27 protein-coding genes are annotated in these 26,392 nt (G+C 69.3%); 12 read left to right on the top strand and 15 right to left on the bottom strand.

Going from position 1 to position 26,392, the window contains the following annotated elements; genetic code table 11:
* Nucleotides 1-22: 22 nt before the first annotated feature.
* Nucleotides 23-1,114, bottom strand: coding sequence for a YflT domain-containing protein (locus tag AS25_RS11820; protein WP_052160961.1), 1,092 nt, complete (start codon nucleotides 1,112-1,114; stop codon nucleotides 23-25).
* Between the two features lie 181 nt (nucleotides 1,115-1,295).
* On the opposite strand from AS25_RS11820, the gene AS25_RS11825 reads away from it, so the two are divergent.
* The 3 genes from AS25_RS11825 to AS25_RS11835 are packed head-to-tail and all read left to right on the top strand — an operon-like array spanning nucleotide 1,296 to nucleotide 4,436.
* Nucleotides 1,296-2,594 carry a magnesium transporter MgtE N-terminal domain-containing protein gene (locus tag AS25_RS11825; RefSeq protein ID WP_035965335.1) on the top strand — a complete coding sequence of 433 codons (1,299 nt, stop codon included), beginning with the start codon at nucleotides 1,296-1,298 and terminating at the stop codon, nucleotides 2,592-2,594.
* Nucleotides 2,587-3,252, top strand: a complete 666-nt coding sequence (locus AS25_RS13920; protein WP_052160962.1) for a DUF1003 domain-containing protein — start codon at nucleotides 2,587-2,589, stop codon at nucleotides 3,250-3,252. Before AS25_RS11825 ends, AS25_RS13920 begins: the two co-directional genes overlap by 8 nt.
* Complete coding sequence (locus AS25_RS11835) at nucleotides 3,249-4,436, top strand: P-loop NTPase (protein WP_035965337.1); 1,188 nt, start codon at nucleotides 3,249-3,251, stop codon at nucleotides 4,434-4,436. Before AS25_RS13920 ends, AS25_RS11835 begins: the two co-directional genes overlap by 4 nt.
* A 197-nt stretch (nucleotides 4,437-4,633) precedes the next feature.
* Here the strand turns inward: AS25_RS11835 and AS25_RS11840 are convergent, their stop codons facing one another.
* Entirely contained in the window at nucleotides 4,634-4,993 is a 360-nt protein-coding gene (locus AS25_RS11840; protein ID WP_035965338.1) for a sec-independent translocase, read from the bottom strand.
* Nucleotides 4,994-5,039: 46 nt separating this feature from the next.
* A complete protein-coding gene (locus tag AS25_RS11845; protein WP_156960986.1) occupies nucleotides 5,040-5,657 on the bottom strand; it encodes a hypothetical protein in 618 nt (205 codons plus the stop codon).
* Between the two features lie 316 nt (nucleotides 5,658-5,973).
* Between AS25_RS11845 and AS25_RS11850 the strand changes: the two genes are divergently transcribed.
* Genes AS25_RS11850 through crcB form a run of 3 tightly spaced genes read left to right on the top strand, consistent with a single transcriptional unit; the run spans nucleotide 5,974 to nucleotide 7,402 of the window.
* Nucleotides 5,974-6,606 carry an O-methyltransferase gene (locus AS25_RS11850; RefSeq protein WP_035965341.1) on the top strand — a complete coding sequence of 211 codons (633 nt, stop codon included), beginning with the start codon at nucleotides 5,974-5,976 and terminating at the stop codon, nucleotides 6,604-6,606.
* The gene (locus AS25_RS11855) at nucleotides 6,603-7,034 is read left to right on the top strand and encodes a fluoride efflux transporter FluC (RefSeq protein WP_035965344.1); all 432 of its coding nucleotides are present in this window, start codon (nucleotides 6,603-6,605) and stop codon (nucleotides 7,032-7,034) included. Before AS25_RS11850 ends, AS25_RS11855 begins: the two co-directional genes overlap by 4 nt.
* Nucleotides 7,031-7,402, top strand: a complete 372-nt coding sequence (crcB, locus tag AS25_RS11860) for a fluoride efflux transporter CrcB (RefSeq protein ID WP_035965345.1) — start codon at nucleotides 7,031-7,033, stop codon at nucleotides 7,400-7,402. Before AS25_RS11855 ends, crcB begins: the two co-directional genes overlap by 4 nt.
* Nucleotides 7,403-7,474: 72 nt before the next feature.
* Here the strand turns inward: crcB and AS25_RS14405 are convergent, their stop codons facing one another.
* The 4 genes from AS25_RS14405 to dapE all read right to left on the bottom strand — a co-directional run bounded on the left by AS25_RS14405 (nucleotide 7,475) and on the right by dapE (nucleotide 11,291).
* Nucleotides 7,475-7,642: a DUF3117 domain-containing protein gene (locus AS25_RS14405; protein ID WP_064846068.1), complete on the bottom strand. Its 168-nt coding sequence runs from the start codon at nucleotides 7,640-7,642 to the stop codon at nucleotides 7,475-7,477.
* 181 nt (nucleotides 7,643-7,823) lie between these two features.
* Nucleotides 7,824-9,098, bottom strand: a complete 1,275-nt coding sequence (locus tag AS25_RS11865; protein WP_253270571.1) for a putative hexosyltransferase — start codon at nucleotides 9,096-9,098, stop codon at nucleotides 7,824-7,826.
* Complete coding sequence (locus AS25_RS11870) at nucleotides 9,095-10,066, bottom strand: LOG family protein (RefSeq protein ID WP_084118205.1); 972 nt, start codon at nucleotides 10,064-10,066, stop codon at nucleotides 9,095-9,097. The genes AS25_RS11865 and AS25_RS11870 overlap by 4 nt, the downstream gene beginning before the upstream one ends.
* A gap of 121 nt (nucleotides 10,067-10,187) precedes the next feature.
* Nucleotides 10,188-11,291, bottom strand: coding sequence for a succinyl-diaminopimelate desuccinylase (dapE, locus tag AS25_RS11875; RefSeq protein ID WP_035965347.1), 1,104 nt, complete (start codon nucleotides 11,289-11,291; stop codon nucleotides 10,188-10,190).
* A 114-nt stretch (nucleotides 11,292-11,405) separates the two neighbouring features.
* Here dapE and dapD point away from each other — a divergent pair, with 114 nt between their 5' ends.
* Nucleotides 11,406-12,377 carry a 2,3,4,5-tetrahydropyridine-2,6-dicarboxylate N-succinyltransferase gene (gene dapD / locus AS25_RS11880; protein WP_035965348.1) on the top strand — a complete coding sequence of 324 codons (972 nt, stop codon included), beginning with the start codon at nucleotides 11,406-11,408 and terminating at the stop codon, nucleotides 12,375-12,377.
* A 112-nt stretch (nucleotides 12,378-12,489) separates the two neighbouring features.
* The gene (gene galE / locus AS25_RS11885) at nucleotides 12,490-13,506 is read left to right on the top strand and encodes a UDP-glucose 4-epimerase GalE (protein ID WP_035965350.1); all 1,017 of its coding nucleotides are present in this window, start codon (nucleotides 12,490-12,492) and stop codon (nucleotides 13,504-13,506) included.
* Between the two features lie 196 nt (nucleotides 13,507-13,702).
* Here the strand turns inward: galE and AS25_RS11890 are convergent, their stop codons facing one another.
* The 7 genes from AS25_RS11890 to AS25_RS11920 all read right to left on the bottom strand — a co-directional run bounded on the left by AS25_RS11890 (nucleotide 13,703) and on the right by AS25_RS11920 (nucleotide 22,140).
* The gene (locus AS25_RS11890) at nucleotides 13,703-15,004 is read right to left on the bottom strand and encodes a citrate synthase (protein ID WP_035965351.1); all 1,302 of its coding nucleotides are present in this window, start codon (nucleotides 15,002-15,004) and stop codon (nucleotides 13,703-13,705) included.
* 175 nt (nucleotides 15,005-15,179) lie between these two features.
* Nucleotides 15,180-16,325, bottom strand: a complete 1,146-nt coding sequence (gene dapC, locus AS25_RS11895; RefSeq protein WP_035965352.1) for a succinyldiaminopimelate transaminase — start codon at nucleotides 16,323-16,325, stop codon at nucleotides 15,180-15,182.
* 4 nt (nucleotides 16,326-16,329) lie between these two features.
* Nucleotides 16,330-16,653: a ferredoxin gene (gene fdxA / locus AS25_RS11900; protein ID WP_035965353.1), complete on the bottom strand. Its 324-nt coding sequence runs from the start codon at nucleotides 16,651-16,653 to the stop codon at nucleotides 16,330-16,332.
* Between the two features lie 62 nt (nucleotides 16,654-16,715).
* Nucleotides 16,716-17,201, bottom strand: coding sequence for a hypothetical protein (locus AS25_RS11905; RefSeq protein ID WP_253270572.1), 486 nt, complete (start codon nucleotides 17,199-17,201; stop codon nucleotides 16,716-16,718).
* Nucleotides 17,198-18,055 carry a PIG-L family deacetylase gene (locus tag AS25_RS11910; protein ID WP_253270573.1) on the bottom strand — a complete coding sequence of 286 codons (858 nt, stop codon included), beginning with the start codon at nucleotides 18,053-18,055 and terminating at the stop codon, nucleotides 17,198-17,200. The genes AS25_RS11905 and AS25_RS11910 overlap by 4 nt, the downstream gene beginning before the upstream one ends.
* A 50-nt stretch (nucleotides 18,056-18,105) precedes the next feature.
* Nucleotides 18,106-20,013, bottom strand: coding sequence for a translational GTPase TypA (gene typA / locus AS25_RS11915; protein WP_035965354.1), 1,908 nt, complete (start codon nucleotides 20,011-20,013; stop codon nucleotides 18,106-18,108).
* A 102-nt stretch (nucleotides 20,014-20,115) separates the two neighbouring features.
* On the bottom strand, nucleotides 20,116-22,140 hold the full coding sequence (locus AS25_RS11920) for a S9 family peptidase (protein ID WP_035965356.1): 2,025 nt from the start codon (nucleotides 22,138-22,140) through the stop codon (nucleotides 20,116-20,118).
* A gap of 111 nt (nucleotides 22,141-22,251) precedes the next feature.
* Here AS25_RS11920 and AS25_RS11925 point away from each other — a divergent pair, with 111 nt between their 5' ends.
* The 3 genes from AS25_RS11925 to AS25_RS11935 all read left to right on the top strand — a co-directional run bounded on the left by AS25_RS11925 (nucleotide 22,252) and on the right by AS25_RS11935 (nucleotide 23,826).
* Nucleotides 22,252-22,959, top strand: coding sequence for an AzlC family ABC transporter permease (locus AS25_RS11925; RefSeq protein WP_035965359.1), 708 nt, complete (start codon nucleotides 22,252-22,254; stop codon nucleotides 22,957-22,959).
* 1 nt (nucleotide 22,960) lies between these two features.
* Nucleotides 22,961-23,260, top strand: coding sequence for an AzlD domain-containing protein (locus AS25_RS11930; protein WP_035965360.1), 300 nt, complete (start codon nucleotides 22,961-22,963; stop codon nucleotides 23,258-23,260).
* A 287-nt stretch (nucleotides 23,261-23,547) separates the two neighbouring features.
* A complete protein-coding gene (locus tag AS25_RS11935) occupies nucleotides 23,548-23,826 on the top strand; it encodes a DUF1540 domain-containing protein (protein WP_035965361.1) in 279 nt (92 codons plus the stop codon).
* A 161-nt stretch (nucleotides 23,827-23,987) separates the two neighbouring features.
* On the opposite strand, the gene AS25_RS11940 is transcribed toward AS25_RS11935, so the two are convergent.
* On the bottom strand, nucleotides 23,988-24,827 hold the full coding sequence (locus AS25_RS11940) for a hypothetical protein (RefSeq protein WP_035965464.1): 840 nt from the start codon (nucleotides 24,825-24,827) through the stop codon (nucleotides 23,988-23,990).
* A 194-nt stretch (nucleotides 24,828-25,021) separates the two neighbouring features.
* Between AS25_RS11940 and AS25_RS11945 the strand changes: the two genes are divergently transcribed.
* Nucleotides 25,022-26,344: a CapA family protein gene (locus tag AS25_RS11945; protein ID WP_084118192.1), complete on the top strand. Its 1,323-nt coding sequence runs from the start codon at nucleotides 25,022-25,024 to the stop codon at nucleotides 26,342-26,344.
* Nucleotides 26,345-26,392 lie beyond the last annotated feature (48 nt).

The raw sequence follows: 26,392 nt of genomic DNA on the forward strand, positions 1-26,392 counted from the left end.
TATCGCCGGCGTGTACCGGGGGTCAGCGACGGTCGTCGGTGTGCTGCCGCTGTGCCGCGTTGTCGGCGTCGTGCGGTGTGGAACCGCCCTCGCGCGGTGCCTCGGAAGCACCGGACTGTGTCCACGGCGCTGCGCGGTCCGCCGAGGGGGCGGGAGCGCCGGCGGCGGGCTGGGCCGGGGCGGCGTCGTTGGCGGGGGCCTGCGGTGCGGGCTGCCCATCGGCGGGAGCGGCGTCGGAGGGTTCGAGCCGGATCCCGTACTGCGGGCGGCCGTCCGGCAGGTCGGGGAACTTCGCGGAGCGGTTGGTGTCCTCCTGTTGCTGGTCGGCACCGGGCTGGAACTGTCCGTAGCGCGGTTCGGAACCGGCGGGAGCGTTCTGGCCCCGGGGGTCACCCTGAACGGGTCCCCCGTGCACCGGAGCGCCCGGCTGTCCGTTCTGACCGGGGCCACCCTGAACCGGCGCACCGTACCGGGGACCGCCCGGCCCCCCGTGCTGCGAGCCGCCCTGCTGCGGGCCACCGTGGTACGGGCCGCCCTGCGGCGCACCCGGTCCGCCCCATTGACCGTTCTGGGGTCCGGCGGGACCACGGTAGCCCTGGTTCTGCGCCCCCGGGCCCACCGTGTGGCCGCCCTCCATGCCGTTGAGCACCTGGCGGGCCTGACCCGCGACCTCCGGGGCGGCGAGGACCTCGTAGCTGCCCGCCACGATCCTGCTGGTCGAGGTGAAGTCCCGCTTGCCGCGGGACATGGCGTACGTGATGGTGGCCATGAGCATCCAGAACGCGCCACCGAGGATCATGGTGAGCAACAGGGACGAAGCCATGTTGGCCCCGCCCAGCAGGGACATCAAAAGGCCGAAGAACGCGCCGAAGACCAGACCGTTGAGCGCACCCTGCAGGGCGACCTTGGGGTAGGAGAGCCGACCGGTGACCTGCTCCACGGACTTGAGGTCGCTGCCGATGATCGAGACCATGGCCACGGGGAAGTGTTCGTCCGCCATGTAGTCAACGGCTTTCTGCGCCAGGGCGTAGGTCCGGTAACGGCCCACCACCTCACCGCGGGGCATTTCCGGGGCGATGGACAGTTGGGCGGGGCCTCGTTTCGAGTTGCTCATGCCATCCATTGTCCCGTAGTCACCCACGAGCCCGCCGGGAAAACCCTGGATCATCGCAGCGGGTGAACACGGCGGCCGGTGAACACACCCCGGATCGGGTGCCCAGCAACCGGTATCGCCCGGGTTCTGATCCCCCACTCCAGGAATGGGACCGCACAGCACGGTTCACTAGGCTGGGCGGGTGAGCACAAACCTTTCCAAGATCTTCGTCGCGAGACTCATTGGCCTGGACGTCTTCGACCCGTTGGGCGACCGCCTGGGGCGATTGCGCGACGTCGTGGTGCTCTTACGCCCGGGGAGCAAACCGTCGGTGCGCACCCGCCCGCTCGTCGTGGGTCTCGTGGTGGAGGTGCTCGGGAAGAAGCGTGTGTTCGTGCCCATGACGCGTGTTACGAGCATCGACGCGGAGCAGATCATCTCCACCGGGCTCGTGAACCTGCGCCGCTTCGAGCAGCGCGGTGCCGAGACGCTGGCCGTGGGTGAGCTCTTCGACCGCACCGTGGTGCTGTTGGACGGTTCCGGGACCGCCACGATCGAGGACGTGGCCATGGAGAAGAGCAACAACCGGGGTGACTGGGTCATTTCGCAGTTGTTCGTGCGCAGGTCGCAGGCCACGGGAGGCTTGATCCGGCGTCGTAATCAGACGCTCGTGGTGGACTGGGAGGACGCGGACGACCCGTCCAACGCGGGGCCGCAACCGGCCACGCAGTGGATCGCGCAGCACGAGGAGGACCAGGCCGCGGACATCGCGGACGAGCTGCGGGACATGCCGGACAAGCGCAAGCTCGAAATCGCGGCGGAACTGCAGGACGAGCGGCTCGCGGACGTGCTCGAGGAGCTGCCGGAGGACGACCAGGTCTTCATTCTGACCCACCTGGACAACGAGCGCGCCGTCACGCTGCTCGCCGAGATGGACCCCGACGACGCGACCGACCTGCTCAACGAACTGCCGGAAGCGGAGGCCGAGCGGTTCATCACCATGATGGAACCCGAGGACGCGGAGGACGTCCGGCGCCTACGCGAGTACGAGGAGGGCACGGCCGGTTCGCTCATGACGCCCGTACCCATCGTGCTGCCCCCGGAGGCCACCGTGGCGGAAGCGCTCGCGCACATCCGCCAGGAGGAGATCATCCCGGCCGCGGCGTCCGCGGTGCTCGTGTGCCGCCCGCCGCTCGAGACCCCCACGGGTAAGTACCTGGGTCTCGTGCACACGCAGCGACTGCTGCGTTACCCGCCGCCCGAGGCGATTGGTAACCTAATCGATCGGTCCATCGAGCCCGTCTCGGACCAGGCGTCCTTGGCCGACGTCGCTCGCGAACTGGCCACGTACGACCTCACGATCCTGCCGGTCGTCAACGACCAGGACCGGCTCGTGGGTGCGGTCACGATCGACGACGTCCTGGACGCCCTGCTGCCCGAGGACTGGCGCACGTACGACGACGGAACCCCGGTCCGGAAGGTGGGTAAGCGGTATGAGTAATCCCCGGCGCAGCGCGTCCTCGCAGTATTCGCCCGGTCCCCTGGACCAACCGCGCGAGAAACGCCCGGGGTACCTGACCCGCTTCCGCCCCAACCCGGACGCGTTCGGGCGGCTCACGGAGTCCTTCGCCCGCTGGATGGGTACGCCCCAGTTCCTGCTGTGGATGACCGTGTTCGTCACGGTGTGGTTGGCGTGGAACACCCTGGCGCCCGAGAGCATGCAGTTCGATCCGCGCGCGTTGAACTTCACGCTGCTGACCCTCATGCTCTCGCTGCAGGCCTCCTACGCCGCTCCCCTGCTGCTGCTCGCGCAGAACCGGCAGGACGACCGTGACCGCGTGGTCGCCGAGGAGGACCGTAAACGCGGACAGCAGAACCTCGCGGACACCGAGTACCTCACCCGCGAGATCGCGTCCCTGCGCATCGCGTTGCGCGAGGTCGCGACCCGCGACTACGTCCGCTCCGAGTTGCGCGGGCTGCTCGAGGAGATCCTCGAGGACCAGGACCGCCGCGCCGCCGATCAGGCCGCCGCGCAGTCCCAGGCCACCAAGTCCAAGACCAAGAAGTCCGAGGGCAAGAAGTCCGACGGCTCCTCCAAGGCCCCGCGCCCGAAGAAGATCGAGCCCGAGGACCCCGAGCAGGAAGGACCGCATCAGTGAACGGGAGCACCATCGACCCCCGACTGCGCGCGGCCCTGGACGGCGTGATCGACCCCGAGCTGCGCCGCCCGGTGACCGAGCTCGGGATGATCCCCGAGGCCACACTCGAGGACGGCACGGCCCGCGTGACCGTTTTGCTCACGGTGTCCGGGTGCCCCATGCGCACCACGATCGAAGCGGACCTCCGTGCCGCCCTGGGCGAGCTCCCGGACGTCCGCGACGTCGCCGTGGACGTGGGTGTGATGACCCCGGCACAGCGCCAGGAACTGCAGGAGAAGCTCGGTCACCACCGCACCAACCCGTTCGCGGACCCGCATTCGCTCACCCGCGTGCACGCCATCACGAGCGGCAAGGGCGGGGTGGGAAAGTCCAGTGTGACCGTGAACATCGCCGCCGCGCTGGCCGCGATGGGACGCACCGTGGGCATCGTGGACGCGGACATCCACGGCTTCTCGGTGCCCGGTCTGCTGGGGATCACGCAACCGCCCACGCGCGTGGGGGACATGATCCTACCGCCCGTCGTGGAGGTCCCGGAGGGTGCGGACCGCCGACCCGAGGACAGTGCGGCCGGAGCCGGTCACCGCTCACGCGGGGTGCTCAAGGTGATCTCGATCGGCATGTTCGTGGATCCCGCCCAGCCCGTGGCGTGGCGCGGGCCCATGCTGCACCGCGCGGTGGAGCAGTTCCTCACGGACGTGCACTTCGGGGACCTGGACCACCTGCTCCTGGACCTGCCCCCGGGCACGGGGGACATCGCGATCTCCGTGGGCCAGCTGCTGCCCCGCTCGGGCGTGGTCGTGGTCTCCACGCCACAGCACGCGGCCGTGAGCGTGGCCCAGCGTTCGGGGACGCTCGCCGAGCAGACCGAGCAGAAGGTCACGGGCGTCGTCGAGAACATGTCCGCGATGGTCATGCCGGACGGCACGCGCATGGAGGTCTTCGGCGCGGGCGGCGGCGAGACGATCGCGAGCTCGCTGTCCGAGCGCCTGGGTTACCCCGTCCCCCTGCTCGGCAGCGTCCCCCTGGACGTGACCGTGCGGGAGGCCTCGGACCGCGGCGTGCCCGCGGTGTGGGACCGGCCGGACTCCCCCGCCGCCGAGCAGCTGTGGGCCGTCGCGCGCGCCCTGGATCAGCAGGGCCGCGGGCTGGCCGGTAAGAGCCTGGGCATCACGCCGCGCGGTTGAGCGGTCTCCCTCACGACGACGACGCCGCACGGCCCGGTCCCGCTCGCTCGGCACCTACGTGCCTGCTCACGCGGCGTTGACCTGTGCGCGGTGTCGGTCCGATCACGGGACGGCGGTCAGCTCACGCGGCGCGCGGCCGATAGCGCGGCGGTCGGTTGCTCACGCGGCGCTCGGCTGCTCACACGGGTTTCGACGGCTCACGTGGCCTCGGTGTCGAACGGGGCACGCTCGCCTCGTGCGAGCCGTCGCACCGTGGGTGCGGCCACGGTGGAGGCCTCGTACTGGTGGCGGTTCTGTTCCTCGTCGTCCTCGAGCAGCGCTTGGCGCACGATCACGCGCGGGTCGTACTGCCGGGGGTCGAGCTTGCGCCAGTCGAGGTCCGAGAATTCCGGGCCGAGAGTCTCCTTGAGGTCGTCCGTGGCACCCGTGGCGTAGCGCCGGATGGACTTGACCATGTCCTTGAGCTTCTCGGCGTACTCGGGCAACCGCTCGGGCCCGATGATCACCAGGGCCACGATGAGGATGATGATGGCTTCCCCGCCTGAAATCCCGAACACCCGCTGAGCCTATCAACGTCGTGGAACACCCCGGTGGGGGCGATCCTTAACCGAAAATTTCCCTAAGTCCGTCCGCGACCGTGGCCCCGAAACTCTCGTCCTTCTGCGAGGGCAGGCTGACCCGGCCCCGGTCCTCCGCCACGACGGCGCTCACCGTCTGGGCCAGGGTGGCCGGTGCGGTGTCCGAGGTGAGGGTGTACACGGCGTCCGGGCGCACCATCACCGCGCGCCACGGTTGGGAACGGTCCACCCACAACCGTGCGCCGTCGAGCACCGACCGGTGCATGCCCTCGGCGCCCACGGGCAGCCCGGTGATGCCGTCCGTGGGGTTGTCGGGGTTGATGTGACCGCGCTGCTCCACGATGGTCACCGAGCCGTGATCGTTGTGCAGGGTCACCGCCACGACGGGCTGGCCCCCCACCTGCGACTGCTGGATGTCCGCGACCGAGTACCCCTCCGCGGCCAGACCCGGAACGGCCCACCCCCGGGCGCGCAGGCTCTGGATGTCGGCCTCCGAGGTGGTGTCCACCATTCCCCGGGGACCGGGCGACCACGTGGCCTCCGACCGCGCGTCCGCGATCTGACGCTGTTGGACCTGCTTGCCCACGCTCCACACGGCGGTGGTCAGCAGGGCGACGCACACGCAGGCCGCGAAGGCGGTCATGAGACCCACGGCCCGCCGACTCGGCCGGCGCCAGGGCCGATGCACCCTGCTGCGACCCGCGACCCGTGTGGACACCCCGTCCCCTTCCCTGTTCGTCCCCTGCTGCGACCGCCCTGCGGCGGCCGCGTTCGACGCCCCAATTGTGCGGCAGGATTCTGACAGCGATCTGGACACCGACCGGGCGTTCCCGGCGGCGCCCGCGGACCGCGATAAGCTGAAGCACCGTGAGCCCGGACATGACGCCGGGCCCGCCACGTCGAAGCGCCGGGTCCGCGGGGATCCGGGAACACACAGCAGTGAAGGGCACGCCGCGTCCATGAGCACGGATAAAACCACGAGCTGGGCCTATTGCGAGGCCTACGCCACGGAAGACGAAACCGCTTTCCGTGCGCGCGAGCGCTCCCTGGCCCTGCGCTTGGACCCCGTGACCCCGGCCACCGCGGCGCTGTTGACCGTCCTGGCGTCGTCGTCCCGCCCCGCGACCGTGGTGGAAGTGGGCACCGGCGCGGGTGTCTCGGGGCTCGCACTGCTGCGCGGGATGCCCTCCGAGTCCGTCCTCACGACCATCGACACCGACATCCGCGCCCTGCGCGCCGCGCGGGACACGTTCCGCGAGGCCGGTTTCGAGACCAAGCGCACCCGCACGATCTCCGGTGCGGCCTCCCTGGTGCTGCCGCGGCTCACCGAGAACGCGTACGACATGGTGTTCATCGACGCGGACGTGGTCAACACCGCCGAGTACGTCATCGAGGGCGCCCGGTTGCTGCGTCGCGGCGGCATGCTCGTGGTCAACGACGCCCTGCACCAGGACCTGGTCCCCCAGCCCGCGCAGCGCCAGGAGGAGACCGTGATCATGCGGGACGTCGTGCGCACCCTGCGGGACGAACCGCGGCTGTCCACGGCCGTGGTGCCCACGGGAACGGGTGTGCTGCTGGCCGTCCGGCTGTGAACCGCACCCTGACGGACGCGCTGCTCGTGGCCGCCGGTGGTGCGGCCGGGAGTCTGGCCCGCTGGTGGGTGTCCCTCGTGCTTCCGGCAGGACCCGGGTGGTCGTGGGCCACGTTCGCGGTCAATGCTTCCGGCGCCTTCCTGCTCGGGCTGCTGCTCGAAGCACTCACCCGCCCCGGCCGCGAGCGCCGTGGCGCCCACACCACGCGCGTGCTGTTCGGCACCGGACTTCTCGGCGGGTTCACCACCTACTCGACCTTCGCACTGGAGCTGTGGGAGCGCGTGCGCTCCGAGGCGAGCGCGGCCGCGTTCGGTGACGCGGTGCTCATGCTCGTCGCGGGGCTGGCCGCGGCGGCCGCGGGTCTTGCGGTGGGCGCCTGGCTCCGGGGACGACGCCGCGGCACGCCCACCGCAGGAGCGGCGCGGTGAGCGCGGCGCTCGCCGTGGCCCTGGGAGGCGCCGTGGGAGCGGTCCTGCGTTTCCTTGTGGACCGCGGGATCACCGCCCGGTGGGCTCCCACCTTCCCCGCGGCCACACTGCTGATCAACGTGACGGGTTCGTTCGTGCTGGGTGTGGTCACCGGCTTGAGCGCGGTGCTCGGACCCGTGTGGACGCTCGCCCTGGGCACCGGGCTGTGCGGTGGCTACACCACGTTCTCCACGGCCATGGTGGACGCCGTACGGCTCGCGCGGGCGCAGCGTGCCGGGGCCGCAGTGGTGTCGGTGCTCGGAACCGTCCTGTGGAGTCTGCTCGCCGTGGCCGCGGGGCTCACCCTCGGGACCCACTGGGCGTCCTGAACCCCCAACGTCGCGAGGGCCCCTCACTCGATGTGAGGGGCCCTCGCGACACGGGCGTGGGGGGTGTCGGTGCTACTGCGTCACCGAAGCCAAGCACTCGCGCAATTCCGCGGCCTCGTCCGACTTGAGTTCCACCACCAGACGCCCTCCGCCTTCCAGGGGGACCCGCATGATCAGACTGCGTCCTTCTTTGGTGACCTCCATGGGTCCGTCACCCGTCCTCGGCTTCATGGCCGCCATTTATGAGCTCCTCTTCGTGAGTACTTACGGTCGCTATCTTATCGAACGCTCGGCCAGTACCGTGACCCGGCACACGACGCGCGAGCGGTCGGAATCATCCGTTCCGTAGCGCGCCGGACTCGACGGACAGCGCACAGGACTCGACGGATGGGGTACGCAATACGAGCCGTGGCACCTCGGATCACGGCGGGTAGTCGCCACCACCGGGCAGTTGCTTCCAGTGCCACAGCCACCCGACCCACACGAGCTGCAGCACGGCCCCGAAGATCACGAGCAGCACCCGGTAGGCGCGCGAGTCGCTCACGTGCACCAGGGCCGCGGCGAGCGGTGCCCACGGCAACAGCAACCGGAACGTGGAGCTCTGCGGATTGAGCACGAGCAGCAGGTAGCACCCGTAGGCCGCGATCCACACGCGCACGAAGAACGGCAAGGCTCGCTTGACGGTGCTCGAACGCAACAGCATCACGACCGCCGCCACGAGCAGCACGGGCGCGATGAGTCCGGCGATCGGGCCCAGCAGATCGGTGGCCTCGTGGAACCACGGCAGCACGGGGATCACGTGTTGGCTACCGCGCCACGCGGCCTCCGTCTCGGTGTAGGCCGTGGGTTCTCCCGTGACGGCCCACGCGATGGCCGGCCACGCGAGGGCGGCGGCGCACGCGATCAGCGCCACCGCGAGCCAGCGGTCCAGGCACCGGTACCACGCACGACGTCGCGCGAGCACGTCCCGCACGCTGCGCCACAACCACCACACGCCCAGCGCCGCGGCCAGGGCCACGCCGGTGGGTCGGGTCAGTGCTTGCGCCACCACGAACACGGTGGCCCACACGGGCCGGTCCCGCACGACGCACAGCATGGCGCTCAGCAGGAACACCATGCTCAGCGCCTCGGCGTACGGGGTCTGCAGCACGGGTGCCACGGGGTTGAATGCGAACACCCCCACGGCCCACAGCGCAGGGCGTGAGACTCCCCCGGGCGTGCGGGGACCGGCCATCACGGGTGCTACGCACACGAGCCGGTAGAACACGAGGGCCGCGCCGAAACCGGCCACGAGGGACACCGTGGCGGCCGTGACGGCCCACCCGGTCCCGGTCAGTGCGTCGATGCCGCGCACGAGCAGCGGGAACACGGGGTAGAACGCCCACGCGTTCTCCGACACCGTGCCCAGCGAGTCCCGGGGCACCTGGAACGGATACCCCTCCCGGAAGATGGTGTGGTACCAGTCGGCGTCCCACGTGTTCACGAAATCCAGGTACCCCAGGGCGCCGTTGCCCCACGGCCCGGGACCCTGTTGGGCACCCACGACCGTGAACACCGCCCAGCCCCAGACCCGCGACACCCCGTAGACCACGAGCACGGCGAGCCACCACGGAGCAGCCGCCCACAGTCGACGCATCCTCCCCGCACGAGAGTCGTGCGCGCTGCGCGCGGGGTCCGCCACCGCCGTGGAACTCACGCGCCGGAACCGGGGGCGCGAGCGTCGTCGCCCCTGGAACGGGGTATTGCGGTGCCAGGGTCGGTGTCGCCGCGCACGGAACCGCGCGCGGCATCCGCGGGAGCGGCGTCGTCGCCCCTGGAACCGGGCGCCGCGGCGTCGCCCGCTGCCTTCCCCGGGACGGGAGAGGCGCCCGGGGCGGGGTCGGAGACCGGGATGCCGTCGTCGTCGGCGTGGACCGCGGTGAGGATCTCCACGACCTCGGCCACGCTGTCCGTGACCCGGAACAGTTCGAGGTCCGCGGTGGAGACCTTGCCGTCGGCCACCAGCGTGGTGGTGATCCAGTCCAGCAACGGGCCCCAGTAGTCCGTGCCCACCAGGATCACCGGGAAACGCGTGATCTTGCCCGTCTGCACGAGGGTCAGTGCCTCGAAGAGTTCGTCGAGCGTACCGAAGCCGCCCGGCAGCGCCACGAAGCCTTGGCTGTACTTCACGAACATGGTCTTGCGCGCGAAGAAGTAGCGGAAGTTGATGCCCAGGTCCACCCAGTCATTGAGGCGCTGTTCGTGGGGCAGCTCGATGCCGATCCCTACCGAGTGCGCGCCCACGTCCACCGCTCCCCTGTTCGCGGCCTCCATCACACCGGGGCCGCCGCCCGTGACCACGGCGTAGCCGGCCTTGCCGATTTCCCGGCCCAGCTCGCGCGCGAGCTCGTACTCCGGGTGCCCCGGCGCGGTGCGCGCCGACCCGAAGATCGAGACGGCGGGGCCCAGGTTCGCGAGTGCGTCGAAGCCTTCAACGAACTCCGCCTGGATCCGCAGGACGCGCCACGGGTCGGTGCGGGTGAAGTCGTCCGGTTCGGCGGGGCGCTGGTCCAGGAAACGCTGGTCGGACGTGCGCCGATGCAGCTGTTTGCGGCGCAGCACCACCGGCCCCTTGTGACGCTCGGGGGGTAGGGAACGTTCGTGCGGTGTCTCAGGGGTGTGCATGCCCACCAGGCTACGTTCTCGTGCTGCACGACGCCGCAGAACTCCCCTGCGGCAGGCAACGCGGTGAGTACTCGAGCCAAGCTCCCCCGCCGCGGATCGGATACCCGATCACCCCCCCCGCTCAGGACAACCAGGACGCGAGCGCACGGTGGCAGGCCCGGACGGCGTCATCGAACACGTGCTCGTCGTCGGTGTGGGCGAGCAGGGCGTCCCCGGGGCCGAAGTTCACGGCAGGCACCCCGGCCTCCGAGAAGCGGGCGACGTCGGTCCAGCCGTACTTGGGCATGGGCTCCCGCCCCACGGCGGCCACGAACTGCGCGGCGGAGGGCCGGTCCAGCCCGGGACGGGCCGCCGGCGAGAGGTCCTGCCACTCGAGCTCGTACCCGGTGAAGACCTCGCGCATGTGGTCCTGTGCCTGCTCGAGGGACTTGTCCGGGGCGAAGCGGTAGTTGACCTCGACCCACGCGGTGTCCGGGATCACGTTGCCCGCGACTCCCCCGCCGATGCGGATCGCGTTGAGTCCCTCGCGGTAGTCGAGGCCCTCCACGGTCACGGTGCGCGCCTCGTACGCACTGAGCCGGGCCAGGACGTCCGCCTGCTTGTGGATCGCGTTCTCCCCGATCCACGAGCGCCCGGAGTGGGCGGCCTTGCCGTGGGTCGTGATCCGGAAACGCATGGTGCCGTTGCACCCGCCCTCGACCGTCCCGTTCGTGGGTTCGAGCAGCACCGCGAAATCCGCGTCGAGCAACTCGGGGCTGTTGCGCATCACGCGGCCCAGCCCGCTCGCGTCGCGCGAGACCTCCTCGTGGTCGTAGAACACGTAGGTGACGTCCCGGTTGGGCTCGGTGAGTTCGTGCGCGAGCACCAGTTGGACGGCCACGCCGCCCTTCATGTCGGTGGTGCCGCGGCCGTAGATCACGTCACCCTCCGCTTCCCGACGCCGCGTGGCCGGGACCCCGCCCAGCGATCCCTCCACGGTGGGCAGGGGCACGGTGTCCAGGTGGCCGGCCAGGATCACCCGTTCGTCCCGGCCGAGGTCCGTGCGGGCGATCACGGTGTCCCCGTCCCGGTGAACGTTGAGATGGGGCAGCGCGCGCAGGGCTGTTTCGACGGCGTCGGCCAGGGGGCCCTCGTGATCGGACACGGACTCCACGTCCACCAGAGCGGCGGTCAGATCCGCGGGATCCATGGTGAGGTCGAGGGTCACGGAAGTGTCTGAGCTCATGCGTGCCAGCCTACAGTTCGGCCCTGCGCCCCGCCGTGGGCACCGCCCTCATTGCCCACACGGTCCCCAGTCATGTGCCGTCGGGGGTCACGGGGCATCTTTTAGGATGGGCCCATGACTTCAACGAGCGAGAGCACAGAGAATTCCCGTATCGCCTCCGGAGTGGGGCTGGCCACCGTGGTGGACTCCGGCGAGCGGGAGGGGACCGTGCTGGACGTCTTCTACCCGGCGCCGAGCCTGAGCGCCAACCCGGACACGAGCTACGAGGCGGATCTGCGCGTGGCCGCCACCACGGACCCGGATCGCAACGTGCGGTCCGAGATCGTGACCACCGTGATCAACCTGGACGACGCACCCCAGGACACCGCGGATGCCTACCTGCGCCTGCACCTGCTGTCCCACCGTCTGGTGCGGCCCAACACCCTCAACCTGGACGGTGTCTTCGGCAAGCTCGCCAACGTGGCGTGGACGAGCCGCGGTCCCGTGCTCGCGGAGGAACTGACCCGCTCCCTGCTGCGCCTGCGCGCCGGCGGGACCGTGACCGTGCTTGGCGTGGACAAGTTCCCGCGCATGGTCGATTACGTGGTGCCCTCGGGTGTGCGCATCGGTGACGCGGACCGCGTGCGCCTCGGTGCCTACCTGGGCGAGGGCACCACCGTGATGCACGAGGGGTTCGTGAACTTCAACGCCGGCACGCTCGGCGAGGCCATGGTCGAGGGCCGGATCTCCGCCGGCGTCGTGGTCCACGACCACACGGACGTGGGCGGCGGCGCATCCATCATGGGCACGCTGTCCGGCGGCGGCAAGCAGCGGATCACGCTGGGCCAGCGCTGCCTGCTGGGCGCCAACGCGGGCGTGGGCATCTCCCTGGGTGACGACTGCGTCGTCGAGGCCGGCCTGTATGTCACCGCCGGTACCCGCGTGAGCCTCATCGAGGGCGGCGCCGAGCCCCGCGTGGTCAAGGCGTCCGAGCTCTCCGGGGTGAACAACCTGCTGTTCCGCCGCAACTCCACCAACGGCGCCGTGGAGGCGCTGCCCCGCCAGGGCAGCACGGTGGAGCTCAACGCCGCACTACACGCCAATTGATCCCCGCCGTCGCGCGTCCACGGATCGCGACGACGACGCCGCTCGGCCGGGTCCCGCAGCTCGCGGGCCCGGCCGCGCGTTTTCGTGAGGTCCACTGGATAGGGTGAGGACCATGAAGATTCTTGTCACCGGGGGAACCGGGTACATCGGCTCGCACACGGTTCTGGCGCTGCTCGAGGCGGGGCACGACGTCGTCGTCCTGGACAACCTGTCCAATTCGACCAAGACGTCGCTCGAGCGGGTGGCGGAACTCGCCGGACGCGACGTCGCGGCGTTCGAAGAGGTGGACCTGCTGGACCGCGAGGGTCTGGACCGCGTGTTCGCGCAGCACCGCCCGGACGCCGTGATCCACTTCGCGGGGCTCAAGGCCGTGGGGGAATCGGCGCAGAAGCCGTTGTGGTACTACACGAACAACGTCAGCGGGACCGTGAACCTGTTGTGGGCCATGGAGGAGAGCGGGTGCCGCAGCATCGTGTTCTCTTCCTCGGCCACCGTCTACGGCGCCCCGGAGACCATGCCGCTGACCGAGAAGCTGTCCATGGACGCGCAGAATCCCTACGGGCGCACCAAGGAACACATCGAGGACATGCTCGCGGACCTCGCGGCCTCCGACGACCGCTGGTCCGTGGCCCTGCTGCGCTACTTCAACCCGGTGGGCGCGCACGAGTCCGGGCGCATCGGTGAGGACCCCTCGGGCATCCCCAACAACCTCATGCCGTTCGTCGCGCAGGTGGCCGTGGGCCGGCGCGAGAAGCTCATGGTCTTCGGAGACGACTACCCCACCCCGGACGGCACCGGCGTGCGCGACTACATCCACGTGGTGGACCTCGCGGACGGGCACCTGCGAGCGCTGGACCGGATCACCCAGGACCACGGGGTGCACGTATGGAACCTGGGCACGGGCCGCGGGTACTCCGTGCTGGAGGTCCGCGAGGCGTTCCAGAAGGCCTCGGGCCGGGAGATCCCCTACGAGATCGCCCCGCGCCGCCCCGGCGACGCCGCCGTGTCCTACGCCGATCCCGCCTCCGCCCTCGCGGAGCTGGGCTGGTCCGCGGACCGGGACATCGACACCATGTGCCGGGACCACTGGAACTGGCAGAAGAACAACCCGAACGGTTACGACGGCTGAGCCACGCGGCGGCGTCGTCGGGTAGCGGTCACGGCGCGCGCTGACGACGGCCCGGCCCACCGGAGCCGCCGCGCGGCGGCGTCGTACCCCGCCCACGCTTACCGAGCGGCGGGGACCGGCGCGTCACCGCCCCGCACTCACGAACGAGCCCCGATCACCGAACGGTGATCGGGGCTCGTTGACCTGACCGGGGAATTCAGTTGGCGGTCGGGTAGTGGCGCTCGGCCTCGCCCACGTAGAGCTGGCGGGGACGGCCGATCTTGGTCTCGGGGTCCTCGATCATCTCGCGCCACTGGGCGATCCAGCCCGGCAGGCGGCCGATCGCGAAGAGCACCGTGAACATCTTCTCGGGGAAGCCCATGGCCTTGTAGATCAGACCCGTGTAGAAGTCCACGTTCGGGTAGAGCTTGCGCTCCACGAAATAGTCGTCCGCGAGGGCCTTCTCCTCGAGTCCGATCGCGAGGTCGAGCAGCTCGTTGCTGCCGCCCATCTTGGCGAGGACGTCGTGGGCGTAGCCCTTGATGATGCGGGCGCGCGGGTCGTAGTTCTTGTAGACGCGGTGCCCGAAGCCCATGAGGCGGACACCGTCCTCCTTGTTCTTGACCTTCTCCATGAACTCGTCCGCGGACAGCCCGCGGTTCTGGATCTGGTCGAGCATGTCCAGCACGGCCTCGTTGGCGCCGCCGTGCAGCGGGCCGTAGAGCGCGTTGATCCCGGCGGACACGGACGCGAACATATTGGCGTGGGAGGAACCCACCAGGCGCACGGTGGAGGTGGAACAGTTCTGCTCGTGGTCCGCGTGCAGCATGAACAGGATGTCCAGGGTCTTGGCGACCACGGGGTCCACCTCGTAGTCCTCGGCGGGCACGCCGAAGCACATGCGCAGGAAGTTCTCCGCGTAGTTGAGGTTGTTCTGCGGGTACAGCTGCGGCTCACCCACGGCCTTCTTGTACGCGTACGCGGCCAGGGTGGGGACCTTGGCGAGCAACCGGATGGTGGAGATCTCCACCTGCTCCTTGTCGAACGGGTCCAACGAGTCCGAGTAGAACGTGGACAGCGCCGAGACCGCGGAGGAGAGCACGGGCATGGGGTGCGCGGAACGGGGGAACCCGTTGAAGAACATCTTGATGTCCTCGTGCACCATGGTGTGCGTGGTGATCCGGTGCTGGAAGTCCTCGTACTGCTCACGGGTGGGCAGCTCGCCGTAGATCAGCAGGTACGCGGTCTCCAGGAAGTTGGAGTGCTCCGCGAGCTCTTCGATGGGGTACCCGCGGTAGCGCAGGATCCCCTGGTTGCCGTCGATGTAGGTAACGGACGAGTGGGTGTTCGCGGTGTTCACGAACCCGGGATCGAAGCTGACGTTGCCGGTGTCCTTGAGCAGGGAGCCGATGTCGTAGCCCTTGTTGCCCTCGGTCACGTCCAGCACGGGAAGGTCCAGGGACTTGTCCTTCTCGTAGGTGAGTTCCACCTTGTCTGCGGTCTTCTTGGCCTCTGCCATGATGTGTCCTTCACGGTTCGCTAGGTGTTCCACGATGGGTTCGCGGTCCGGTTCACCCCCACGCCGTCGTGGCGGTTCGGGTCGGTGCGCACCGGGCGGGAACACGGTGTCATTCCCCACCAACCTACCCGTTGGTGTGATCGGGATTCCACTTGCCCACCCGTGTGCGGCGGGCTCAGACGGCGCCGGAGAGCCGTTGCACGGCAGCCGCCATGCGCTCGTCGCTCGCGGTCAGGGACAGCCGCACGTAGCCGTGCCCGGCGTCCCCGTAGAAGGTCCCGGGACCCACCACGATGCCCAGGCGGGCGAAGCGTTCCACGGTGTCCCACGTGTCCTCACCGGCGGTGGCCCACAGGTACAGTCCGGCCTCGGAGTGCTCGATCGTGAGGCCGAAGGCCTCCACGGCGGGCTTGAGCGCCTCGCGCCGCTGCCGGTAGAGGTTCTTCTGCGCCGTTACGTGCGCGGTGTCCCCCAGGGCCACGCGCATGGCTTCCTGCACGGGATAGGGCACGATCATCCCGGCGTGCTTGCGCGAGTTGATGAGCGAGGGCATCAGCGCGGGGTCACCCGTGAGGAACGCCGCGCGGTAGCCCGCGAGGTTCGACTGCTTAGACAGCGAGTACGCACTGAACAGCAGGGACGGGTCCCCGCCGCTCACGCGCGAGTCCAGGACGGACGGCACGGGTTCGCCACCGCATGCGGGATCCCACTGGCCCCAGCCGAGCTCGGCGTAACACTCGTCGGAGACCACCACGGCCCCCTGCGCGCGGGCCTGGTCCACGAGCTGCTTCAGGCTCGCGGCATCACGGACGATGCCCGTGGGATTGCCCGGCGAGTTGACCCACACCATGCGCACGCGCTCACGCACCGAGGGCTCGAGCTCGTCCAACGAGTCCGCGGCCACGGCCTCGGCACCGGCGATCTGTGCCCCGATGTCGTACGTGGGGTACGCGACCACGGGACGCACGACGACGTCGCCCGGGCCCAGACCCAGCAACAGCGGCAGCCACGCGACGAGTTCCTTGGAACCCACCGTGGGCATCACGGCGTCCGGGTCCAGATCGGGCACGCCGCGACGATCGGCGAACCACGCGGCCACGGCCTCCCGCAGCGCGGGGGTCCCGTGCGTCGTGGGATACCCGGGGGCGTCCGCGGCGGCGGCGAGCGCGTCCTGGATCACGAGCGGCGTGGGGTCCACCGGGGTCCCGATGGACAGGTCCACCACACCGTCCGGGTGCTCCTGCGCGGTCCGGCGGTACGGCGCGAGGGAGTTCCAGGGGTAGTCGGGCAGGTCCAGGCCGAACTCGCGGGCCTCGCTCACCGGATCAGTCCTGGTTCTGCGGGGGCAGTTCCGCGATCATGGGGTGGTCCTTGTGGGTGTTGCCGAGCTTGGCGGCCCCACCCGGAGAGCCCAGATCGTCGAAGAACTCCACGTTCGCCTTGTAGTACTCGGCCCATTCCTCGGGGGTGTCGTCCTCGTAGTAGATGGCCTCCACGGGGCACACCGGTTCGCACGCACCGCAGTCCACGCACTCGTCCGGGTGGATGTACAGGGAGCGCTCGCCCTCGTAGATGCAGTCCACGGGACATTCCTCCACGCAGGCCTTGTCCTTGACGTCCACGCACGGCTGCGCAATTACGTAAGTCACGGTTGACGAACCTCTCCTTCTGTTCCCGAGTCCTCGACCATTCTAGCGGCGGGCATTCGAGGCTACCGCGCCCGCGAGCGCACCAGCCAACGCCCCGTAACAATCACGGAGGCCATGACCGCCACGAAGATCACGGCGAACCACAGCAACCCCACGATCCCCACGGGCGCGGCCCACGTGGTGACCACGAGTGCCGAGCCCTCCCGCAGGTATGCGGTTGCCCACGCGATCACGTATGTCACGAGCCCGGGGACGGCAGCCGCCCACACGCGCCGGGTCGCGGTACCGCACCACACGCTCGCGCACAACAGCAGCGCCCCGGAGAACACGAGCCCCCACGGGAGCCACCAGCCGTCCAGGTACCAGATGTTCGCGTGCATGGCCGTGGCCACCGCTCCCGCCGCGAGTCCCGTGAGCAGGGCCGTCACCAACGACGACGCCGCTCCCGGCCGTTGCTTCTCGGCTCCCCCGGGCGCGTGGTCGCCGGCGGTCTGCGCGGCCGGGGTGCTCTCCCACGGGGCGGTGCGGTGCGGTCCGGACGCGTTCATCGTCCGCCCCGACGCAACAGGCGGAAGGTCTCGGTGGTGCCGAGGGTCTGCGGCACACCGTTGGACAGCTCGTACGTGGTGTCCTGCGGATCCTCGCCCAGCATGATCTGTGTGGCGTGCGCCGCCATCGCCGCCCGCTTCACGGCCAGGTCACCGTGGATCGCCGCTTGCGGCCGTTCGTCCGAGGGGTTCACGTCGCTCTCGATCCCCCACGTCAGGGGGACGTCCCACGCGTCGTGGGCGGTGTCCGGTGCTGATGCGGCGAGGTCCACGGCGCGCAGCGTGACCCCGTGCGTGGCCACGTGGTCCGGGTGACCGTACCCGCCGTCGTCGTCGTAGGTGATCACGGCGTGAGGACGCACCGCACGGATGACCGCGGCCACGTGGGCGGCGGCCTCCCGCGGATCCGCCGCCGTGAGTGCTGCGGGTGAGACGTCCTCGGCGGGCTGCGGGCGGCCGTCGGGCCCCCAGCTCATCCCGGAATCCAGGTACTTGTCCGCGCCGTTGGCGAAACCCACGGCGGGATCGTGGGCGGGGGGCTCCCCCGCGAAGAACCGGTCCGCGAGCCCCATGGCGGCCGCGGCGGCGTCGAGCTCACCGACGCGGTAGAGCCCCAGCGCGGTGCCGTCGGTGTCCGGGCACCCGGGTTGGCCCACCTCCAGGTGACGCAGGGCGGGCGGAATGACCTCGCCGCGTTCGCCGCGCGTCATGGTCAGCAACACCGTGGTGGCGCCCAGCGCGCCGTAGTATCCGATGGATGCGCCGGTGACGATGGCTTCGTCGTCCGGGTGGGCGTGCACCCACAACACGCGAGCCCGGGCGGGGTCCACGTCCCCGGGAAGCAGTGTCTCCACCGCCCCCTCGGTCGCGTGTCCCCCGCCCGGGTATCGAGGATCGGCCACGATCAGGCGCGGGCCCGCTGCCGGGCGACCTTGAGGCGCTCGTTGGCGTCCAGGACCACCTTGCGGATGCGGATGGCCTCCGGGGTGACCTCCACGCACTCGTCCTCGCGCGCGAACTCGAGGGACTCCTCGAGCGTGAGCTTGCGCGGGGGCGTGAGGTTCTCGAAGCTGTCCGCCGTGGACGAGCGCATGTTGGTGAGCTTCTTCTCCTTGGTGATGTTCACGTCCATGTCGTCCGCGCGGGAATTCTCACCCACGATCATGCCCTCGTAGACCTCGGAGGTGGGCTCCACGAAGAACGAGCCGCGCTCCTGAAGGTTGATCATGGCGTACGGGGTGACCACACCGGCGCGGTCCGCGATCATGGAACCGTTGGTGCGGTACTCGATCTCGCCGGCCCACGGCTCGTAGCCGTCCGCGTACGACGACGCGATGCCCGCACCGCGGGTTTCCGTGAGGAACTTGGTGCGGAAGCCGATCAGACCGCGCGAGGGGACCTTGAACTCCATGCGCACCCACCCGGTGCCGTGGTTGCTCATGCCCTTCATGCGGCCCTTGCGCGCGGCCATGAGCTGGGTGATCGCACCCAGGAACTCGTCCGGGGCGTCGATCGTCATGTGCTCGTAGGGCTCGTGGACCTTGCCGTCCACGGTCCTGGTGACCACCTGCGGCTTGCCGGCAGTGATCTCGAAGCCCTCGCGGCGCATCTGCTCCACGAGGATGGCCAGGGCCAGCTCGCCGCGGCCCTGCACCTCCCACGCGTCGGGACGCTGGGTGGGCAGCACGCGCAGCGAGACGTTGCCGATGAGCTCCTTGTCCAGGCGGTCCTTGACCTGGCGCGCGGTGACCTTGGCGCCCTTGACGCGTCCTGCCAAGGGCGACGTGTTGATCCCGATGGTCATGGAGATCGCGGGATCGTCCACCGTGATCAGCGGCAGCGGCTCAGGGTTCTCGAGGTCCGTGAGGGTCTCACCGATGGTGATGTCCTCGATCCCGGCCACGGCCACGATCTCACCGGGCCCGGCGCTCTCCGCGGGCACCCGGTCCAGGCCCTTGGTGGCCAGCAGTTCGGAGATGCGCACGCTCTTGAGGGTCCCGTCGTGACGCGCCCACGCCACGGTCTGGCCCTTCTTCAGCGTCCCGTTGAAGATACGCAGCAGGGCCAGGCGACCCAGGAAGGGGGAGGCGTCCAGGTTGGTCACGTGCGCCTGCAGCACGCCGTCCGGGTTGTAGGACGGCGCGGGGATGTGCTCGATGATGGTGCGGAACAGCGGCTCGAGGTCCTCGTTGTCCGGCAGCTCGCCGTTGCCGGGCTGGTCGGTGGAGGCACGGCCGGCCTTGCCGGAGGCGTAGACCACGGGCACGTCCAGGACGGCGTCCAGGTCCAGGTCCGGGTGGTCCTCGGCGATGTCCGAGGCCAGGCCCAGCAGCAGGTCCATGGTGTCGGAGACGACCTCGTCGATCCGGGCGTCCGGGCGGTCCACCTTGTTGACGACGACGATCACGGGCAGTTTGGCCTCTAGGGCCTTGCGCAGCACGAACCGGGTCTGGGGCAGCGGGCCCTCGGACGCGTCCACGAGCAGCACGACGCCGTCCACCATGGACAGACCGCGCTCCACCTCGCCGCCGAAGTCCGCGTGGCCCGGGGTGTCGATCACGTTGATCGTGATGGTCTCGCCGTCGGCCGCGGGGCCGTCGTAGAACACCGTGGTGTTCTTGGCCAGGATGGTGATGCCCTTCTCACGCTCCAGGTCGCCCGAGTCCATGACCCGTTCCTCGACCTCTCCGTGGCTGGAGAACGCGTTCGTCTGCTGGAGCATGGCGTCGACGATGGTGGTCTTGCCGTGGTCAACGTGGGCCACGATGGCCACGTTGCGCAGATCGGCGCGCTGGGCGGTGGATTCAGACATACGCAAGTCTCTCTTCATGAGTGGAGGCAGAGGGGAATCGTGGAGATTCTACTCCCCTCCGCCACCACCCCGGAGCACACGTGATGCATGTCTCCCGTGCGCTCAGCCGAGCAGTTCGGGGCGCTGCCAGTCCTCACCGAGCACGTGTTCGGCCACGAACGCGAGCACGGTCTCGTACCACGCCCGCGAGTTGGCCGGCTTGAGGATCCAGTGGTTCTCGTCCGGGAAGTACAGGAACCGGTGGCCCTCCACCCGGGTGCGCAACTGCAGATCGGACCACAGCTCGAGGCTCTGGGAGATCGGGACCCGGTAGTCCTTGTCTCCGTGGATCACGAGCATGGGGACCTGGATCCGCTCTACGAAGCGGTGCGGTGAGTACACGGCGGCCTGGGCGGGACCCATGGCCTCGCGCCATTCGGTGTTGTCCGTGGTGGCACCCATGGAGTCCACGTTCCACAGGGACGCGTGGGTCACGATGCACCGGAACCGGTCCGCCGTCTGCGTGGCCACCCAGTTGGCCATGTACCCGCCGTAGGAACCGCCCAGCAGGGCCTGGCGCTGCGTGTCGATGTCCGCACGCTGCGTCGTGGCCTCCACGAGGGCCATCACATCCGTGAACGGCGCGCCGCCCAGTTCCTGCTGACCGCGGTCGATCATGGCCTGCCCGTAGCCCGTGGAGATGGCCGGGTCAGGCAACAGCACGGCGTAGCCGCGGGCCACGAACGGCCACGGGTTCCAGCGCCAGCTCCACTGGTTGTTGGACGCCCACGGTCCACCGTGGACGAACACGAGCAACGGGTGTTCGGTCCCTTCCCCCTCGGGCAGCGCGAGCCACGCGCGGATTCGCGTCCCGTCCTCGGCGGTCGTGGTGACCTCCTCGAGGCGGCCGGGGACGGCGTCGTCGGGTACGAGGCCGTCGATCCGGGTGGGCTCCGCAGAGAAGTCACGACCGGACCACGTGACGGCTTCGAGGGGATGGTCGTAGGTGGCCCGCAGTCCGTAGAACGCGTCCCCCACGGGGTGGACCGCGGAGTAGGTCCACGGCTGGTCGGCACCGCCGGCCAGGACGTCGATCGAGGGTTCGGCGTCCCGCGGGCACGTGACCCGCAGGACGATCCCGCGGCCCTGATGGTCGGACGTGCACACGAACGAGTCGTCATCGATCCACCGGGGTTCCCCCGCCCAGTACTCGTCGGTGGGCACCACTTCCGTGTCCCGCCCCGTGCGCAGGTCGTGGACCCACAGCGAGAGCTGCATGTTGGTACCGTCGCGCCACGCCACGTCCCGCTGCAGGACGACCCGGCTGCCGTCCGGGGACATGGGCCCGGGCTCCCAGCTGTCCTCCGCATTGGCGTCCCGGAACAGCTCGGGTTCCCCGCAGCCGTCCGCCGTGAGCGGCACGCGCCACAGCTGGGACCGTTCCCAGCCCTCCGGCAACCACGCGGTCAACTGGGCGAGCAGCCAGGTGCCGTCCGGGGCGACCGAGTAGTGGGTCAACCGCCCGGCGGGCAGGTCGACGCGACGCACGGCCTCCCTGGCGTCCCGGGCGTCCGCGAGCGCGGCGGTGTCCACGAACCACAGGGCGGTCTCGGCGGCGGGGAGGTCCTGGTCCCAGTACCTGGACGGCGCGCGGTCGTAGAGCACCGGACTCGCGCCGGCTTCCTCGCGCAACTCGTGCAACTCACGATTGCGGGCGAGCTCGTCCGGCGCGCCCTTGGCGCTCGGGTGCATGCCCGAGAGGAAGAACAGCGTGTCACCGCCCAGTTTCGGGTCCGAGATGCCCTCGGGCATGTCCAGGACCATGCGGGCCTCGCCGTGTTCGGGGAGCAGCCACAACCGCGAGCGCTTCTCGTCGTCCCCGTCCACGGGCCGGTCGGACGTGAAGTAGAGCTCCCCCGACGGCGCCGGGCACACCTCCTGGACCCCGTGGTCGCCGGAGGTCAGGGGGACAGGTGCACTATCGCCGTCGTTCGGGTGGGGTACCGACCACGCGTGCTTGACGTAGCGCTTGCCGTCCGAGGACAGTTCCTGCCGCAGGGCGATGACCGGGCCGTTCCGCTGCGCGGTCAATCCGGTGAGTCGAGCGGTGGCCACGAGCTGTTCGGGAGTTTCATAACGGGATGTCATGTGAGCCACATTATAGACGTGCCGGACGCGCATGAGCGACCACGTGTCACCCCACCCGCTAACGTGGCCCTCGGCCCCGTGGCGTCGCGGTGGCGGATGGGAGCGTGACGGATGAGTTCGGACAAGGGGACGCTGACGTGGGCACTGCGCGTCACGGTCCCCGTGGCCATGGGATACCTGCCCCTCGGGATGGCCTTCGGCGCCTACACGGTCTCCCTGGGATTCGCGCCGTACCTAGCGCCCCTCACGGCCCTCGTGGTCTTCGCGGGATCGATCGAGTTCCTGCTCGTGGGATTGGTCTCCGCCGGAGCCGGTCTGGTGCAGATCGCGGTGACCACACTGCTGGTCAACAGCCGGCACGTCTTCTACGGCTTCTCCTACCCCACCCACCTGTTGCATTCACCGTTCGCCAAGTTCTACGGCCCCTACGCCCTGACCGACGAGGCCTACGCGCTCATCAACAGCGGCGTGCGCCCCACCACGCAGCACGAGCTCATGCTGATCCAGGGCATCTCCCAGTTCTACTGGGTCTTCGGTGCCGCGGTCGGGGCCGTGGCGGGCGGACTCATCCCCGAGTCCTTCGACGGTTTCGACTTCGCACTGACCGGGTTGTTCACCCTGCTGTTCATCAGCGCCCTGAGCGCGGCCACGCAGCGCGGGACGATCGTGCTCGCCGCCCTGGCCTCCATTGCGGTGGGGCTGCTGCTGCCCCGCGACCTGTTCCTGCTCGGTGCCATGTTGTGTTACGCGGTCTTGTGTGTCGTGCTCGTCAAACGCCCGCGCCGCAGCCGCTCGAGGATCACGAAAGGCGGTGCCTGACATGATCGCAGCCATCATCGTGTGCGCGGCCGTGACCTATTCCCTGCGCTTGTTCCCCGTGCTGTTGGCCCACCGGTTCCGCGATCGGGAGGACCTGCGGGAGATCTCCGCCCTCCTGCCCGCCGGACTCATGCTGATCCTGGTCGCTTACACATTGTTGGAGGCCGATTCCGGGGTGCAGCTGAGCCGATTGATTCTCGCGGCGGTGATTTCCGTAATCGTGAATGTGGTGAGCAAGAATTTCCTGATCGCATTCATCGCGGGATTCGCGGCGTATTCGCTGTCCGGTTTATTCCTGTGAATTGCCGGGGATAAACCGGATAACACGTCGACCCGCGGCAACCCACTGCCCGTGGGTGGATGCACACGGGCGGCACGGAGCTAGGGGTGAGGCCGCACCATTAGGGCAAACATCATTTCCCTATTCCGGTGAGTGCACCCTCAACAAACTCAGGCGTACCTAACCCGAATTAGGTAACGACCTTTTACCATAAGGGTCAACTTACTGGCGCGCCCCGAAAAACACCCGTAGTGTTCATATCAGTTCATCCGACGATCAGAGCACCACCCGAATCACAGGAGAAGATCATGGCCACTCTCACCGCTGTTTCCGCTTGCACCGCCACCGGCTGCGCCTTCAACGACAACGGCTGCACCGCCCCCGCCATCACGGTGGGCGGCCAGGGCTCCGAGGCCTCGTGCACCACGTTCATCTCGCTCGACGCCCGCGGTGGCCTGCCCACCGCCAACGGCCAGGTGGGCGCGTGCCAGCGCCTCGAGTGCGTACACAACAAGGACCTATTGTGCACCGCCTCCTCGATCGAGGTCACTGCGGACGCCAACTGCGCGAGCTACGAAGCCCGCTGATCGCGGAGCTCACCGAGTAACAACTGCAGACATGAGAGGACCGCGAGTCATGCGACTCGCGGTCCTCTCATGTCTGCAACGATTGATCGAGCCCCGGCAGGTTCACACGACCGCCGGACGGCCTCGGGGTGTGACGCTGCCGCTGGGGTACCGGCGCAGTGTCACGCTGCGGCGGGGGTGCCCAGCAGGGATGCGAGGTTGTCGGCGAGGTCTTGCGCGGACGACGTCGGACGATGGAACGGGACGAAGTAGACGCTGGTAGCGGTCGAACCCTCGCGCAGAACCGTGACCCCGGTGAGATCCACGTCCACCACGAAATCCCGATTCCGGGTGTGAGCGCACCCGCCGCTCGAGGGCTTACGCGTGAGCAGGTGGGCGGGGATCCATCCGTTCTCCGCGGCATCGCACATCCCGGCCAGATCGAATGGATCCACGGACACCGCGGCGTCCAGGGCCACGACTTCGGTGTTCACCGCGGCCATGGAATCCCCGAGCTCGCGGCCGAACGCCCGCACCTGGTCGACGCTCAGTGGCGTGGCACCGGAACCGTCATGAACCACGACCCGTGCCGTGGAGACGATCGCGAGTCGCCCGGACGCCGTGTCGGCCACGGTCGCCACGAGCTCCGGCAACTCCCCCGCCATGAGGAGTTCGTCGGTCTCGCCCGGGGTCAGCCACTCGAGACCCGCCAGGAAGTGTGCACTGGCCGCCACGATGCGTACGGAGGGGTCCGGAGCGAACTTGGCGATGTCCACGCGCACGTCCACGGTCTGCCCCGCCGGGGTCAGCGCAGCGACATCGGGGTGGGGAGCCGCGGCCATGACCATCCGGCCGTCCGGCACGAACCCGTGCGCCAAGCACGGCAGTGTAGGTTGACCCTCGAGGCGGTAGGCGACCACGTTCGCTCGGCCCGCGCCCGCGAGCATGCGGTGCGCGAGTGACACGACTCGCCCCGGCACGCCCACGTACCCGAGCTGTGCACCGTTGTCGGTTCGACCCACGATCGTCCCCGCTTCCGTTGTGACCAATCCCACCGGGCCCGCCGAGAACATCCCGACCGCACCCGATCCGCAAAACTTAGGAAAGCCTAACCTTTCAAAAAGGTGGACGGAAGGGTTTGCGACGAATTTGGTCAGATTTTTATGACCTAAACGGAGGTGATTCATATCACGGACGTGTGCGATAGCATCGCAGCATGCCTCCCCTACCCCTCCGACCCCGTTCATCCCGCGCCGCCCGACGATCACGCTCGCCGCGGATCGCCGGGGCCGCGGCACTGACCGGGGTGGCTTTGCTGGTCTCCGGGTGCGGGGCCTCGGGCGGGGATGCCCAGGAGGACGCGGGGCAGGATCCCGGCGCAGCGACGTCGTCCGCCACCAGCCGGGCGACGAGCGAGACGGCCCGTGCGAGCGAGCCCGGTAAGGGCCCGGAGTGTCCCGAGGACGCGTGCTTCACCGTGGCGATGACCGGTGATCTCCTGCTGCACGAAGGCCTGTGGCGCAACTTCGCGGTGGACCCGGCCATGAATGAAGGCAGACACTTCGACTTCGACCCGCTGCTGGCCGGTCAGAAGCCGTACCTGGACCAGGCCGACGTGGCCATCTGCGAGATGGAGACCCCGGTGGCGCCCAAGGGTGGGCCCTACTCGGCCTACCCGAGCTTCAGTGTGCCGCCGGAGATCACCGTGGCGGCCAAGAACACGGGTTACGACGCGTGCACGTCCGCGACCAATCACACCGTGGACCGCGGCACCGAGGGCGTGAACCGGACCTTGGCGACCCTCGACGAGGCGAGCCTCAAGCACACCGGTTCGTACACTTCCGAGCGCGCATCCGAGGAGCCCATGCTGCTGGAGACCCCGGCCGGGACCGTGGCCGTGGTCACCGGGACCAACAGTCTCAACGGCCAGCGGGCGGAGCACGACTGGCAGGTGGACCGGCTGCGGGACCCCGCCGAGGAGCCGCAGCCCGCGCGACAGGATATCGACCGCGCCGTGGCGCAGGCGAAGAAGGCGCGCCAGCAGGGCGCGGACGTGGTGATCGCGGCCATGCACTCGATCATCGAGTACCAGGACGACGCCGACGCCGACCAGAAAACTACGGCCCACTCGCTGATCGATTCCGGTGCGTTCGACGCCGTGTACGGTCACGGTTCGCACAGCGTGCAGCCCATCGAGCACTACAACGGCAAGTGGATCGTCTACGGACTGGGCAACACCGTCACGGAGACATCCCCGGCGTACGAGAACAACAACCAGGGTCTGATCACGCGCTTCCAGTTCGCGCGCGGGGACGACGGCGGGTGGCGGGTCAGCGACCTGGCCTGGGCACCGAGCTCCAACACCCAGGACGGCCGGTTCCAGTGGTGCTCCACGGCCTCGGACCAGCCCAACGGTGTGTGCCGCTCCCCGCAGGAGGACCGGCAGATCCGCGAGCGCATCGCGGGGATCATCACCACGGACTCGGCGACGGCGAACGGGTTGCGGGAGTGGCGGGTCGCGGAGGAAACGGAAGACTGAGCGGCGGAACGTCCACGAGAGAAGGCCGGTTCCACGACCCCGTGAGGG

This window comes from Kocuria marina (genome assembly GCF_000786655.1).
Lineage (GTDB): Bacteria > Actinomycetota > Actinomycetes > Actinomycetales > Micrococcaceae > Kocuria > Kocuria marina_A.